11 protein-coding genes are annotated in these 14,706 nt (G+C 72.4%); 9 read left to right on the forward strand and 2 right to left on the reverse strand.

The annotated features are described in order from the left end of the window. The first annotated feature begins 1 nt into the window (after nucleotide 1). The 6 genes from malQ (at nucleotide 2) to alc (ending at nucleotide 7,110) form a co-directional block, all read left to right on the forward strand. The gene (gene malQ / locus ACFV1J_RS32300) at nucleotides 2–2,107 is read left to right on the forward strand and encodes a 4-alpha-glucanotransferase (RefSeq protein ID WP_385864066.1); all 2,106 of its coding nucleotides are present in this window, start codon (nucleotides 2–4) and stop codon (nucleotides 2,105–2,107) included. A 141-nt stretch (nucleotides 2,108–2,248) separates the two neighbouring features. Beyond that, the gene (locus ACFV1J_RS32305; protein WP_385864067.1) at nucleotides 2,249–2,494 is read left to right on the forward strand and encodes a hypothetical protein; all 246 of its coding nucleotides are present in this window, start codon (nucleotides 2,249–2,251) and stop codon (nucleotides 2,492–2,494) included. Between the two features lie 260 nt (nucleotides 2,495–2,754). After that, nucleotides 2,755–3,729: an acyl-ACP desaturase gene (locus tag ACFV1J_RS32310; RefSeq protein ID WP_385864069.1), complete on the forward strand. Its 975-nt coding sequence runs from the start codon at nucleotides 2,755–2,757 to the stop codon at nucleotides 3,727–3,729. Nucleotides 3,730–3,889: 160 nt separating this feature from the next. Continuing rightward, nucleotides 3,890–4,810, forward strand: coding sequence for a DMT family transporter (locus tag ACFV1J_RS32315; RefSeq protein ID WP_385864070.1), 921 nt, complete (start codon nucleotides 3,890–3,892; stop codon nucleotides 4,808–4,810). Nucleotides 4,811–4,827: 17 nt separating this feature from the next. Further along, the gene (locus tag ACFV1J_RS32320; RefSeq protein WP_385864072.1) at nucleotides 4,828–5,877 is read left to right on the forward strand and encodes a LysR family transcriptional regulator; all 1,050 of its coding nucleotides are present in this window, start codon (nucleotides 4,828–4,830) and stop codon (nucleotides 5,875–5,877) included. Between the two features lie 87 nt (nucleotides 5,878–5,964). Continuing rightward, nucleotides 5,965–7,110, forward strand: a complete 1,146-nt coding sequence (alc, locus tag ACFV1J_RS32325) for an allantoicase (RefSeq protein ID WP_385864073.1) — start codon at nucleotides 5,965–5,967, stop codon at nucleotides 7,108–7,110. A 172-nt stretch (nucleotides 7,111–7,282) separates the two neighbouring features. Here the strand turns inward: alc and pepN are convergent, their stop codons facing one another. Next, nucleotides 7,283–9,859: an aminopeptidase N gene (gene pepN, locus ACFV1J_RS32330; protein ID WP_385864075.1), complete on the reverse strand. Its 2,577-nt coding sequence runs from the start codon at nucleotides 9,857–9,859 to the stop codon at nucleotides 7,283–7,285. A gap of 295 nt (nucleotides 9,860–10,154) precedes the next feature. On the opposite strand from pepN, the gene ACFV1J_RS32335 reads away from it, so the two are divergent. Together ACFV1J_RS32335 and ACFV1J_RS32340 are read left to right on the forward strand one after the other, a co-directional pair. Further along, a complete protein-coding gene (locus ACFV1J_RS32335) occupies nucleotides 10,155–10,349 on the forward strand; it encodes a type II toxin-antitoxin system PemK/MazF family toxin (RefSeq protein WP_385864077.1) in 195 nt (64 codons plus the stop codon). A 65-nt stretch (nucleotides 10,350–10,414) separates the two neighbouring features. Further along, the gene (locus ACFV1J_RS32340) at nucleotides 10,415–10,936 is read left to right on the forward strand and encodes a DUF1203 domain-containing protein (RefSeq protein WP_385864079.1); all 522 of its coding nucleotides are present in this window, start codon (nucleotides 10,415–10,417) and stop codon (nucleotides 10,934–10,936) included. A gap of 85 nt (nucleotides 10,937–11,021) precedes the next feature. Here ACFV1J_RS32340 and ACFV1J_RS32345 read toward each other — a convergent pair whose 3' ends face one another. Continuing rightward, nucleotides 11,022–12,053, reverse strand: a complete 1,032-nt coding sequence (locus tag ACFV1J_RS32345) for an aspartate-semialdehyde dehydrogenase (RefSeq protein WP_385864081.1) — start codon at nucleotides 12,051–12,053, stop codon at nucleotides 11,022–11,024. Nucleotides 12,054–12,550: 497 nt separating this feature from the next. Between ACFV1J_RS32345 and ACFV1J_RS32350 the strand changes: the two genes are divergently transcribed. Next, complete coding sequence (locus ACFV1J_RS32350; protein WP_385864082.1) at nucleotides 12,551–14,302, forward strand: TIGR03767 family metallophosphoesterase; 1,752 nt, start codon at nucleotides 12,551–12,553, stop codon at nucleotides 14,300–14,302. The last annotated feature ends 404 nt before the right edge of the window (nucleotides 14,303–14,706 follow it).

The raw sequence follows: 14,706 nt of genomic DNA on the forward strand, positions 1-14,706 counted from the left end.
CATGGGCCGCGCGCGGCTCGCCCGGTTGCACGGCATCGCCACGTCGTACGAACCCGCACCGGGCAGAAGCGTCCCGATCGCCGGCGACACCGTCGTCGCCGTGCTCGCCGCACTGGGGGTCGACGCCTCGACCCCGGACGCCGTACGCACCGCCCTGGCCGCGTACGAGGACGCCGCCGGCCGTGCCCTGCTCCCCCCTGCCGTCGTCGCCCGCCCGGGCCGGCCGCCCGACCTCACCGGCCTCCCCGGAGGCACCGCCCTGCGGGTGGAGACCGAGGACGGGCAGCTGTGCGACGTACCGCAGCACCCCCACGACGGCCCGCACGAGGGCCCCGGACCGGCGCTCGCCCGGCTGCCGCTGGGCCTGCACGCGCTGCACGCCGAGGCGCCCGACGGCCGCACCGCCCGCGCCCCGCTGATCGTCGCCCCCGACCGGGTGCCCGCACCACCCGCCCGTAGTCACGGTTTCCTGGTGCAGCTCTACTCCCTGCTGTCCCGGCACTCCTGGGGCATGGGCGACCTCGGCGACCTCGCCGACCTCGCCGCCTGGTCCGGGCGCGCCCTGGGCAGCGGATTCGTCCAGCTCAACCCGCTGCACGCGGCCGTCCCCGGCCCGCCCACCGACCCCTCGCCCTACCGTCCCTCCTCGCGCCGCTTCCCCGACCCGGTCCATCTGCGGATCGAGCAGATCCCGGAGTACGCCCAGCTGACCGGCGCCGCCCGGTTACGCGCCGACGAACTCGCCGCACGGGCCCATGCGCTGCGGGACGGCGTACTGGAGCGGGGCGCGCTGATCGACCGGGACGCGGTCTGGGAGCTCAAGCGCGAGGCCCTGGAGCTGCTCTGCGCGGTGCCGCTCTCACCGGGCCGGCGGGCCGCGTACTGCGACTTCCTCGCCGAACAGGGCCGGGCACTGGAGGACCACGCCACCTGGTACGCGATCGCCGAGCGGCACGGCCCCGACTGGCGCACCTGGCCGGCCGGGCTGCGCGACCCCCGGTCCGCGGACACCGCCCGGCTGCGGCCACGGCTGATGGGCCGGATCGACTTCCACTGCCGGCTCGCCTGGTTCACCGACCAGCAGCTCGCCACCGCCCAACGGGCCGCGAGGGACGCCGGGATGCCCGTCGGGCTGGTGCACGACCTCGCCGTCGGCGTGCACCCCTCCGGCGCCGACACCTGGGCCCAGCAGGACGCGTTCGCCGCCGGCATGTCCATCGGGGCGCCACCGGACGCCTTCAACGCCCGCGGCCAGGACTGGGGCCTGCCGCCGTGGCGCCCGGACGCGCTGGCCGCCACCGGCTACGCCCCCTACCGCGAGCTGCTGCGCGGACTGCTGCGGCACGCCGGGGCGCTGCGCATCGACCACGTGATGGGCCTGTTCCGGCTGTGGTGGGTCCCCGAGGGCCGGCCGCCGACCGAGGGCGCCTACGTGCGCTACGACGGGGAGGCGATGCTCTCGGTGCTGGCCCTGGAGGCGCACCGGGCCGGTGCCGCGGTGATCGGCGAGGACCTGGGCACCGTCGAACCGGGCGTGCGCGAGGCGCTCGCCGAGCGGGGCGTCCTCGGCACCTCGGTGCTGTGGTTCGAGCGGGACTACGCCGGTGTGGACCCCACGACCGGCGGCGAGGCCCGCATCCTGGCCCCCGAGGAGTGGCGCAGCGACTGCCTCGCCACCGTCACCACCCATGACCTGCCCACCACCGCGGCCCGGCTGACCGGCGACGACCTCGCCCTGCGCGAACGGCTCGGGCTGCTCGCCGGGCCCCCGGAGCGCGAACGGTCCCGGGCGAGGTGCGAACTCGCCGCCTGGTTCCGGGAGCTGGTCCGGCGGGGCCTGCTGCCCGAGGGCACCGGCGACGAGGAAGCGGTGATCAAGGCCGTGCACCGCTTCCTGCTGCGCACCCCGGCGCGACTGGTCGGGGTCTGGCTGCCGGACGCGGTGGGGGACCGGCGCCCGCAGAACCTGCCGGGAACCTGGGAGGAATACCCGAATTGGCGGCTGCCGGTGGCCGGTTCGGACGGCCGGCCGCACACCCTGGAGGAGCTGGCCGCCTCACCCCGCCTGCACGCCTTGATGCGCGAACTGGCCGACGGCCGGCGGTAGCCGGATTCCGTCCCACCGTCGCGGCCCGCCGACGCCCGGGTACCCGCGTGTGCGGGCGCCGGTGACCGCGGGGGCCGTACGGTTTCGCCGATGCCCACCCCGGGCGCGCGGGGCGGCGGGGCGTCCGATACGTTGATGTTCGTGAGCAACAAGGTCAAGAAGAATGCCCTGCGCGCCGGAACCGTCACTGCCGGCACCGCGCTGATGCTGCTGATGTCGTCCCCCGCGTTTGCGCTCACCCGCGACGACGGTGACGACCCGGGTCCCGGTCTGAACGTCGCCCAGACGCTCGGCCTCTACGTCGTCGCCCCCATCGTGCTCTTCCTGGTCATCGCCGGGCTGGTCATGCTGAGCGACAAGTCCCGCAAGACGAAGTCCCAGGGCTGAACCCCCGACCGGATTCCCGGCCCCGCACGGGCCACGGCGACCTACCCAGGGCGCCGCTCGGTAACAACAACCGAGCGGCGCCCTTTGTCGTACCCGGCTATTTCCGCAGGTGAAAAACGTGTTGCCAGGCGGCTATCGAGCGATTTTCGGCCGATTTGCGCGAGCGGATCACTTAACCGGAGCTCACTTACGATGACGTAACCTACGCAGCCGTAGGTTGAACCTACGGTCCCGTAGCTCATCGTCCCCAGGAGTTCCCCTTGACCATTGCCCCCGCCCACAACGGAGAGCTCGGCCAGGCCGCCTGGAGCGACGCCAAGCTGCTCTACGCACTCGAAGAGGTCGTCGAGAAGGAGCTCAACCGGCATCTGCAGGTCGCCAAGGAGTGGATGCCCCACCAGTACGTCCCCTGGAGCGACGGCCGGAACTTCCCCGGGGTCCTGGAGGACGGCGAGGAGTGGGCGCTGGAGCAGTCCAAGGTCAGCGACATCGGCCGGACCGCCCTGGTCGTCAACCTCCTCACCGAGGACAACCTCCCCAGCTACCACCACGAGATCGCCACCCTCTTCGGGCGCGACGGCGCCTGGGGCACCTGGGTGCACCGCTGGACCGCCGAGGAGGGCCGGCACGGCATCGTGATGCGCGACTACCTGCTCACCAGTCGGGCCGTCGACCCGGACGAGCTGGAGCGGTTCCGCATGGCCCACATGTCGGAGGGCTTCGAGGCCGACAACTCGCACAGCATGCTGCACTCGGTGGCCTACGTCGCCTTCCAGGAGCTGGCCACCCGGATCTCGCACCGCAACACCGGCCGCCACTCCGGTGACCCGGTCTGCGACCGGATGCTGGCCCGGATCGCCGCCGACGAGAACCTCCACATGCTCTTCTACCGCAACCTGCTCGGGGCGGCCTTCGAGATGGCCCCCGACCAGACCATGTGCGCGGTACGGGACGTGGTCACCGGCTTCCGGATGCCCGGCCACGGCATCCCCGGCTTCGAGCGGGCCGCCGCCCGGATGGCCCTCGGCGGGATCTACAACCTCCGGATCCACCACGACGACGTGCTGCAGCCCGTCCTGCGCCACCTGAAGGTGCTGGAGATCGGCGGACTGGGCCCGGCCGGTCTGGCGGCGCAGGAGGAGCTGGGGCTCTTCATGGACGGCCTGGACGGTCAGGCCCGGAAGTTCGAGGAGCGACAGGCGGCCATCCGCGCCCGCCGCGAGGCCCGCCGCTGAGGCCTGCCGCCGAGGCCCGCGGCCGAGCCGGCTGAGGCGGCTGAGGCGAGCCCCTCCGACCTTTCAGATTCACTGAAAGGAAGAGGGGAAAATATTCGATGGACCTGATGGTTCCAGGGCTGCCACGGTGGAGATCCACCACCGCTGAGGAGAGGAAACCGTGGCAGTCCTGGAACAGGTCCGCGACCGTCGTGCGCCGCTGTCCGCGCAGGGGGCCGGGCTGACGCTCGCCCTGACGGCCACCGTCGTCTGGTCCGGCAACTTCGTCATCGCCCGCGCCCTGCACGACAGCGTCCCGCCCGTCCAGACCGCCTTCTGGCGGTGGATCATCGCGCTGCTCGCGGTCGCGCCGTTCGCCGTCGGGCGGGTCCGCCGCGAGTGGCCGGTCGTCCGCCGGCACCTCGGCTTCCTCACGCTGGCCGCGCTGCTCGGCGTCACCCTCTTCAACACCCTCATCTACCAAGCGGGGCGCTCCACTTCGGCCACCAACATGGCCATGATCGCGGCCGCCTCGCCGGTGCTGATCGCCCTCTTCGCACGCGGCGGGGAGCGGCTCGGCGGGCGGCGGACCGCCGGGATGCTGCTGGCGCTGGCCGGCGTGGTGACGCTGGTCGGCAAGGGCTCGCCGGCCGCGCTCCTCGGTCTCGACCTCGCCGGCGGCGATCTGTGGATGCTCGCCGCGACGGCCACCTTCGCCGGCTACAGCGTCCTGCTGCGGCGCCGCCCGGCGGGGATCGGCGGGGTGGCGTTCCTCTTCATGACGTTCGCGCTCGGCGCGGCGATGCTGCTGCCCGTGTACGGCGTCAGCCTCGCCGCGGAGGGCGGCTTCGCGCCCACCGCGCAGACGGTCGGACCACTCCTCTACATAGGCGTCTTCTCCTCCGCCGTCGCCTACTTCACCTGGAACAAGGCCATCGCCCTGATAGGTGCCGCGCGGGCCGGGGTCGTCTACTACCTCCAGCCGGTCTGCGTCGCGCTGCTGTCGTTCGCCGTTCTGGGTGAGGCGGTCACGCCCGTGCAACTGCTCTGCATGGTCCTGATCGTCGCGGGCGTCGCGCTCGGTGCCGGCGGCCGCCGCTGACTGCGTACGCTGCCGGCATGGCCGACTGGGACATCAAGAAGCTGCGGATCCTGCGCACCCTCGAGGAGCAGGGCACGGTCACCGCGACCGCCGAGGCACTGCACATGACGCCCTCGGCGGTCTCCCAGCAGCTGACCGGGCTGGCCAAGGCGCTCGGGGTGACGCTCCTGGAGGCGCACGGCCGGCGGGTGCGGCTGACCGGCGCCGCCCAGCTGGTGCTGCGGCACGCCGAGGAGGTCTTCGCCCAACTGGAGCGCGCCGACGCGGAGTTGCTCGGCTACCTCCAGGGTGACGCCGGCCAGGTGCGGGTCGGGGCGTTCTCCACCGCCATCCCCGCGCTGGTGGTCCCCGCCGTCCAGGAGCTGCGCCGTACGCACCCGGGCCTGTCGGTGGTCGTACGGGAGGCGGAGGCGGAGGCCGCGTACGAGCTGCTGGCGGAGGGCAGCGTCGATCTGGCGCTCTCGCTGGCGGCGCATGCGCCCACCCCGCGCGACCCGAAGTTCAGCCGTGTCGCGCTGCTCGCCGATCCGCTGGACGTGGCGCTGCCGGCCGGCCATCCGCTGGCCGGTGAGCCCGGGCTGCGCCTCGCCGACCTGGCGGGCGAGCCGTGGATCTTCGGCAGCAGCGGGCCCTGGTCGCAGATCACCACCACCGCCTGTGAGAACGCCGGGTTCGTGCCCGAGCGGGCGCATGCCGCGGCCGACTGGAACGCGATCTGGGCGATGGTCGCGGCCGGCATGGGCGTCGCGCTGGTGCCCCGGATGGCGATGGCGGGCGGCATCGGGGCCCTGGAGCGCGGCGGCTCCGGTGAGCGGGGCCGGGGCGGCTCCGGTGAACAGGAACAGGGACCGGGGCACGGCGGGTCCGGTTCCGGGGTCGCGCTGCGGGTGCTCTCCGGCGACCAGCCGCGCCGCCATGTCGTCGCGGCCGTCCGGCGGGGCTCCGAAGGGGCGCCGGGGCTGGCCCGGGTGCTGGCCGCGCTGCGCCGGGCGGCGGTCGACCAGGCGCCGGACGAGGCCGGTGGCGAGGGTCCCGACTGGCACACCCGGACCGTTCAGCCCGGCTGAATATATTCCTCAAAAACTTTCGATGGACCTGTGAGGTCCTCGCTGCGACCGTGGAGTGGTCCGTACCTCCGGCCACGAAGGGCAACGATGACCACCACCCCAGCCGCCCACTCCACCGATCCGCACGCCAACGACGCCCAGCCGTACGCCGGCGGCGACCCGTACGCCGATTACCGCGGCGGGGACTTCCCGTTCACCTCGCTCGTCGATCTCGCCGACCGCCGCTTCGGCGCCGGTGTGATCGCCGCGAACGACGAGTTCTTCGCCGAGCGCGAGAATCTGCTGAAGCCCACCCCGGCGGTCTTCGACCCCGAGCACTTCGGCCACAAGGGCAAGATCATGGACGGCTGGGAGACCCGCCGCCGGCGCGGTGCCGACGGCGACCACCCTTTCCCGACCGACGACGAGCACGACTGGGCGCTGATCCGCCTCGCCGCCCCCGGCGTGATCCGCGGCATCATCGTCGACACCGCCCACTTCCGCGGCAACTACCCCCAGCAGGTCACCGTCGAGGCCACCTCGCTCCCGGGCAGCCCCGGCCCCGAGGATCTGCTCGCCCCCGACGTGAAGTGGGAGGAGCTCGTTCCGCGCACCCCCGTCCGCGGGCACGCCGCCAACGGCTTCGAGGTGACCGCCCCGCGCCGCTTCACCCACCTCCGCCTCAAGCAGCACCCCGACGGCGGCATAGCCCGCCTCCGGGTCCACGGCGAGGTCGTACCGGACCCGGAGTGGCTGGACGTGCTCGGCACGCTCGACCTGGCCTCCGTGATGCACGGCGGCACCGTCGAGGACGCCTCGGACCGCTTCTACTCCTCGCCCACCCAGATCATCCAGCCCGACCTGTCCCGCAAGATGGACGACGGCTGGGAGAACCGACGCCGCCGGGTCAAGGGCACCCACGACTGGGTCCGCTTCCGCCTCGCCGCACAGGGCGAGATACGCGCGGTGGAGATCGATACCGCCTACCTCAAGGGCAACTCCGCGGGCTGGGCCGCCCTGTCGGGCTGCGACGGTGACCCGGCCGACGAGTCCTCCTGGTTCGAGATCCTGCCGAAGACCAAGCTCCAGCCGGACACCCCGCACCGCTTCAAGCTGCCGCGGACCGTCACGGCCACCCACATCCGGCTGGACGTCTTCCCCGACGGCGGTCTCGCCCGCATGCGCGTGCACGGCACCCTCACCGAGGCCGGCCGCGCCGAGCTCGGCCGCCGCTTCGACGCGCTCAACGGCTGAGCCGCACCGTGCCCGCCCACCGGGCCCGTAGCAGGAGAAACGAGCCCGGTGGCCACGGCCCGCCCGGCGGACGGCAGCGCACCGGGCGGCCCCCCAGCTCTTGAGGAGCAGGGGGGCCGCCATGCCGGGCGTCGCCAACTCCCGCCGGGATGGCGGCGTTGACGTCGGCCGGTTACGCCGCGCCGGCCGCCGCGTCCGCCGCCTGGGCCTTCAGCGCCCGCTCGATCCCGGCCCGCGACTCGGTGACCAGCCGGCGCAGCGCCGGGCTCGGTTCGGCCGCGTCCAGCCAGGCGTCCGTGGCGTCCAGCGTCTCCTGGGAGACCTGCAGCGACGGGTAGAGACCGACGACGATCTGCTGGGCCATCTCGTGGCTGCGGGCCTCCCAGATCTCCTTCACCGCGGCGAAGTACTTCATGGTGTACGGCGCCAGCAGCTCCCGCTGGTCGGTCTGCACGAAGCCGCCGATGACGGCCTCCTGCACGGCGTTGGGCAGCTTGTCCGACTCCACGACCGACGCCCAGGCCTCGGCCTTCGCCTCCGCCGTCGGACGCGCCGCCCGCGCCGTCGCGGCATGCCGCTCGCCCGCCGACGTCCGGTCCCGCTCCAGCTCCGCCGCGATGGCCTGCTCGTCCGCCCGGCCGGTCGCCGCCAGCCGCTGCAGCAGCGACCAGCGCAGCTCGGTGTCCACGGCCAGCCCGGCGATCTCCTCGCTGCCGTCCAGCAGACCCTGCAGCAGGGCCAGCTGCTCGTCCGTACGCGCCGCGGCCGCGAACGCCCGGGCCCACGCCAGCTGGTGGTCGCTGCCCGCCTCGGCCGCCCGCAGGTGCGCAAGCGCCGCCTCGGTCCAGGTGGCCAGCCCCGTCTCGCGCCACTCCGGCGCCGCGTACAGATCCAGGGCCAGCTTCACCTGGCGGTGCAGCGACTGGACCACGCCGATGTCGGACTCCTTGCCGATGCCCGACAGGACCAGCGACAGGTAGTCACGGGTGGCCAGTTCGCCGTCCCTGGTCATGTCCCACGCCGACGCCCACGACAGCGCCCGCGGCAGCGACTCGGTGAAGTCCCCGAGGTGCTCGGTGACCACCTTCAGCGACTCCTCGTCGAGCCGCACCTTCGCGTACGACAGGTCGTCGTCGTTGAGCAGGACCACCGCCGGGCGCCGCTTGCCCACCAGCTGCGGTACGGCGGTCAGTTCGCCGTCCACGTCCAGCTCGATCCGCTCGGTGCGGACCAGCTTGCCGGAGCCGTCCAGCTCGTACGCGCCGATCGCGATCCGGTGCGGCCGGAGGACCGGCTCGCCCTTGGCGCCGGCCGGCAGCGCCGGGGCCTCCTGCCGGACCGCGAACGAGGTGACCACACCGTCCGCGTCCACCGCGATCTCCGGCCGCAGGATGTTGATCCCGGCGGTCTCCAGCCACTTCTTCGACCAGGTCGCAAGGTCCCGGCCGGAGGTCTCCTCCAGCGCGCCCAGCAGATCGCTCAGCCGGGTGTTGCCGTAGGCGTGCCGCTTGAAGTAGGCCTGCACGCCCTTGAAGAACTCCTCCATCCCGACGTACGCGACCAGCTGCTTCAGGACCGAGGCGCCCTTCGCGTACGTGATCCCGTCGAAGTTCACCAGCACATCGTCCAGATCACGGATCTCGGCCATGATCGGGTGGGTGGACGGCAGCTGGTCCTGCCGGTACGCCCAGGTCTTCATGGAGTTGGCGAACGTGGTCCAGGAGTGCGGCCACTTCGAGCCCGGCGCGTACGCCTGGCAGGCGATCGACGTGTAGGTGGCGAACGACTCGTTCAGCCACAGGTCGTTCCACCACTCCATGGTGACCAGGTCGCCGAACCACATGTGCGCCAGCTCGTGCAGAATCGTCTCGGCGCGCACCTCGTACGCCGCGTCCGTCACCTTCGAGCGGAAGACGTACTGGTCACGGATGGTCACCGCGCCCGCGTTCTCCATCGCCCCGGCGTTGAACTCCGGCACGAAGAGCTGGTCGTACTTCGCGAACGGGTACGCGTAGTCGAACTTCTCCTGGAACCAGTCGAAGCCCTGCCGGGTGACCTCGAAGATCGCGTCCGCGTCCAGGTGCTCGGCCAGCGACGGACGGCAGTAGATGCCCAGCGGCACGGTCCGCCCGTCCTTCTCGTACGTGCTGTGCACGCTGTGGTACGGGCCCACGATCAGCGCGGTGACGTACGTCGAGATCCGCGGTGTCGGCTCGAACCGCCAGACGTTGTCGACCGGTTCCGGCGTCGGGGAGTTCGAGATCACCGTCCAGCCCTCCGGGGCCTTCACGGTGAACTGGAAGGTGGCCTTCAGGTCCGGCTGCTCGAACGACGCGAACACCCGCCGGGCGTCCGGCACCTCGAACTGCGTGTAGAGGTAAGCCTGCTGGTCCACCGGGTCGACGAACCGGTGCAGGCCCTCGCCCGTGTTGGTGTAGGCGCAGTCCGCGACGACGGTCAGCTCGTTGCGGCCGGCCCGCAGCCCCGGCAGCACGATCCGCGAGTCCTCGAACACCGAGGCCGGATCCAGCAGCTCGCCGTTGAGCGCCACCTTGTGCACGGCCGGCGCCACCAGATCGATGAACGAGTCCGCGCCCGCCCGGGCGACGTCGAACCGCACCGTGGTCGTGGACCGGTACGTACCACCCTCCTGCGCGCCGGAGAGGTCGAGATCGATCTCGTACGCATCCACACTCAGCAGCTGCGCCCTCTGCTGCGCCTCGTCGCGGGTCAGATTCGTGCCAGGCACCCGTTCATCTCCTTCGCATGCGTTACGCATCGGATTCTCCGGCCATCCTTCCACGCGGGCCGGTCCGGACAGGGGTGGCATTTCAGGTAGTGCATGGGTAGCCACCTGGGTAGCGCCTTCCTCGACGAGTACGCGACGAAGACGGAGGCCGAGTCGCGCTCCGCGGTGATACACGCGGCCATCGAGCTACTGCGCGCCGCTGGGCTGGAAGCGGAGTACACGGAAGCGTTCGAGGAGTGGGGCGCGAGCGAGGACGCCGCGTTCTGGGACCGCACGAGCGGGGACGGGCTCGCCGATGAACACCTCCCGGGTCCTCACGTTCCAGGTTCTCCTCCGCGCCGACGAGTGCCGTCTGCCCAAGGACTCGAAGGCTCAGTGCGAACAGGTCCGCTCCGTCACCCCGGGACGCCTCCGCGAAAGGGTCGGCTCGGTGCCGCGACAGCGCATGGCGGAGATCGACGTCGCACTGCGGCGACATCTGGCGCTCTGACGGGGACGGACCACGTCGTCCGATACCCGCCGGCACCGGGCGCGGCAGCCGGGGACCGTGGAGCCATGACGACCTACACACCGCTGCCCATTCCGCCCGCCGCGCTCAAGGAACTGCGCGGGACCGACGACGCCGGGCGGGCCGTCGAGCCGTACACCGCGCGGGAGGACGGCGTTCCCGTGGACTGTGTCGGGAGTCCGCTGCGGTGCTGTCTGCGGGGGATCCGGGCCGGGGAGCGGGTGGCGCTGGTGTCGTACGCGCCGCTGCGGCGCTGGGCCGCTGAGACCGGGGCCCGGCCGGGGGCGTACGACGAGCAGGGGCCGGTCTTCCTCCACGCGGACGAGTGCGCGGGCCCGGAGCCCGGCGCGGACCGGTACCCCTTCGACCGGCCCGGCGCGCTGCGGGCCCTGCGGCGCTACGACGCGGCCGGCCGGATCGTCGGCGGGCGGCTCCTCGAGATCCCCGAGGACGCCACGGCGGGCTTCGACGCGGCCCTGGACGAGGCGTTCGCCGACCCGGAGGTGGCGCTGGTGCACGTCCGGGCCGTGGAGTACGGGTGCTTCCAGTTCGAGGTGCGGCGGGGCTGACCGCCGCCACGCACCGGCCGGAAACGGCCCGGGGCCCGTACGGAGGGTGAGAACTCCGTACGGGCCCCGGCCGTCGGCAGGCGGGTCAGCCGCGCAGCTCCGCGGCGACCAGCTCCGCGATCTGCACGGCGTTCAGCGCCGCGCCCTTGCGGAGGTTGTCGTTGGAGACGAACAGCGCCAGGCCGTTCTCGACGGTCTCGTCGGCGCGGATCCGGCCCACGAAGGACGCGTCCTGGCCGGCGGCCTGGAGCGGGGTGGGGACCTCCGAGAGGGTCACACCGGGGGCGCCGGCCAGCAGCTCCTGCGCCCGGGCCGGGCTGATGGGCCGCGCGAAACGGGCGTTGACCTGCAGCGAGTGACCGGTGAAGACCGGCACGCGGACGCAGGTGCCGGACACCTTCAGGTCCGGGATGTCCAGGATCTTGCGGCTCTCGTTGCGGAGCTTCTGCTCCTCGTCGGTCTCGCCCAGACCGTCGTCGACGATCGAGCCGGCCAGCGGCAGCACGTTGAAGGCGATCGGACGGACGTACTTGTCCGGCTCGGGGAACTCCACCGCGGAGCCGTCGTGGGCCAGCTTGGTGGCGTCCTGCTCGACCGCCTTGCGGACCTGCCCGTCCAGCTCCTCCACGCCCGCCAGACCGCTGCCGGACACCGCCTGGTACGTCGCGACGACCAGCGAGACCAGACCGGCCTCCTCGTGCAGCGGACGCAGCACCGGCATCGCGGCCATCGTGGTGCAGTTCGGGTTGGCGATGATGCCCTTGGGGCGGTCCGTGATCGCCTGCGGGTTGACCTCGGAGACGACCAGCGGGACCTCGGGGTCACGGCGCCAGGCCGAGGAGTTGTCGATCACGACCGGACCGGCGTCGGCGACCTTCTCCGCCAGCGCCTTGGACGTCGCACCGCCGGCCGAGAAGAGGACGATGTCCAGCCCCGAGTAGTCGGCGGTCGCCGCGTCCTCGACGGTGATCTCGGTGTCCTGCCACGGCAGCGTCCGTCCGGCGGACCGGGCCGAAGCGAACAGCCGCAGCTGCTCGACCGGGAAGTTCCGCTCGGCGAGAATGCCCCGCATCACGCCGCCGACCTGTCCGGTGGCTCCGACGATTCCGACCCTCATGGGACTCCTTCTTTCTGGCCTGACTTAGGTGCCTGTTCGGAAACACCTGCTCAGTAGTGCCTCCATCATGTGTGTGACACCCGTCGCCTTGTCCAATCCATTCCATTCTGTGGCGGTCGGGAGACGGCGGCGTGACATAACGCATACGAGCCGGGGCGGTGCGTGGCGAGCGTCCGAGGCCGTGCCGCGCACGCGATGACGGCGGGTGAGGGGCCCGGCACGGAGTGTGCCGCAACGGATGGTGGTACCCCCTGCGGTGAACGCCCGGTGACCGGCGGTCGCCCCCCGGGACAGGGGGCCGTGGCGGTCCCGTGACCAGCAGATCCCTGTGCGGTGATGGGTTCCCGGCGTTGCGGTGGCGTTCACGCACAGGTCATTCCCGCTGCCAACCATCCCTGGTGACAGGGCAGTTGTGCCGCCGGAGAAACGCGGGGAGTCCCACCCCCGCCGGCCACCGGTCCCGGCCGCCTTCGCGTTCGCACTCGGGGAGCTCGCGCATGTCCCGCATCCGGTCCGCCACCGCACCCATCGACCGCCGCACGTTCCTCGCCGCCACCGGAGCCGCCGGCGCCGCCACCGGGCTCGGCCTCGCCTTCGGCGTCGGCCCCGACCGGGCCGCCGAGGCCGCCACCACCGTCGCCCCGGGCCCGGCCCCGGCCGCACCGATCGCCGTCGATGCCCCGGCCGTCCCGCACGTCCCGTACACCCGGGGCACCACCCTCGGCGGCGTGGCCACCCCGCGCGGCAGCGGAGGCTACCGGCGGCTGGCCGACGGGCCCGGCTGGCACCGGGTGGTCCGCACCGAGCTGGCCGCCGCACACGGCGGCCGCGACCGGCGCCGGACCGCGCTGGCGTCGTTCGTGCAGCTCACCGATCTCCACCTGGTCGACGTGCAGAACCCGCTGCGGTACGAGTACCTGCGCGCCCAGACTGCCAGCGCCTGGCGCCCGCAGGAGGCGCTGTCCGTGGCCGGGGTCGTCTCGCTGATCGAGCGGGTCAACGCGCTGCCGGGTGGACCGGCCACCGGCGCGCCGCTGGCGTTCGTGATGACCACCGGAGACAACACCGACAACAACTCCAAGCTGGAACTGGAGTGGTTCCTCACCGCGATGAGCGGCGGCCGGATCACCCCCAACTCCGGCGACCCGCGCCGCTACGAAGGCGTCCAGGACAGCGGGCTGACCCTCTACTGGCAGCCGGACAGCCCGCTGCGCGACGCCGACAAGAAGCTGGGCTTCCCGCGCCTGCACGGCTTCCTGGACGCGGCGATCCGCACCGTCCACAGCCCCGGGCTACGGCTGCCGTGGTACTCCACCGTCGGCAACCACGACTCGCTGCCCGGCGGCTGCTACGCACCCGGTGACCCGTTCTGGAAGGAGATGGCCACCGGGCACCGCAAGCTGGAGACGCTGCCCGCCGCCGAGGCCGCCAAGGTCTGGAAGGCCGTCAAGGACGGCCTCGACCCCAAGGGCGCCGACTTCAAGCGGCTGCTCAAGGCGCACGCGAAGCAGGCCAGGACGGTCACCCCCGACGAGCGGCGCGCCCCCTTCACCCGCGCCGAGTACCTCCGCGCCCACCTGGACCCGGCGCACACCGGCCACGGCCCGCACGGCCACGGCTACACCGCGGACGCCCTGGAGGAGAACCGCCTCCACTACACCTTCCGGGTCTCCGACGACGTACTGGGCATCAGCCTGGACACCACCGACCCGGGCGGCCACTACACCGGCTCCATCGGCGACACCCAACTGCGCTGGCTGGAGCGGACCCTGAAGGCCAACGAGCGGGGTGAGAAGGCACATGTGCTGGTCTTCAGCCACCACACCAGCAAGACCATGAACAACACCCGGCCCGACCCGGCCCGTCCGCACGAGAAGCGGCACGGCGGCGCCGAACTGGTCGAGCTGCTGGCCGCCCACCCCCGGGTCGTCGGCTGGATCAACGGCCACAGCCACAAGAACGAGATCGTCCCGCACGGCAGCTTCTGGGAGGTCTCCACCGCCTCGCACATCGACTATCCGCAGCTGGCCCGGGTCATCGAGCTGGTCGACAACCACGACGGCACCCTGTCGCTGATCGCCACCCTCGTCGAGTCGGCCGCCCCGCACCGCACGGACTTCACCGACCTCTCCCAGACCGGCCTGGCCGCCCTCTACCGCGAACTGTCCTTCAACGCCCCGGAAGCCCGCACGGACCTGGCCGGCACCACCCGCGACCGCAACGTCGAACTGCTGCTGAAGAGGCGGTGAGGGGCGGGGCGGGAGGCGGGAGCGGGGCCGGCGGGGCCGGGCCGCCCGGGGCTCTGGGTGCGTGGGGACTTGAGGGGTGCCGTGCGGGTCGGGCCTTGGGGCGCCGGCGCCTGGGGCACCTCGGACATGGGGCGCCTCGGCCTGGGGCCTCTACGCCTCGGGCGCCTGGGGCCTGGGCGGGGCACCTAGTACTGCAACCGCATGTGGGGTGTGTGGCCTCGGTGTTGGTAGTGGTGGTGGCGGGCTCGGGCTTGGCTGCGTCTGCGGAAGTGTGACCAGTGCAGACGGTGTTCGTTGGTGTGACAGTGGGGTGTGAGGGCGAGGTGCCCGATCAGGCGGCGGATTTCGGGGACGCTGAGGGGCACGAGGTCGTGTTCGTCGCATCCGCTGCCCCTTTTGCGGCT

The organism is Streptomyces sp. NPDC059649, from assembly GCF_042734445.1.
In the GTDB taxonomy this organism is placed as follows: Bacteria; Actinomycetota; Actinomycetes; order Streptomycetales; family Streptomycetaceae; genus Streptomyces.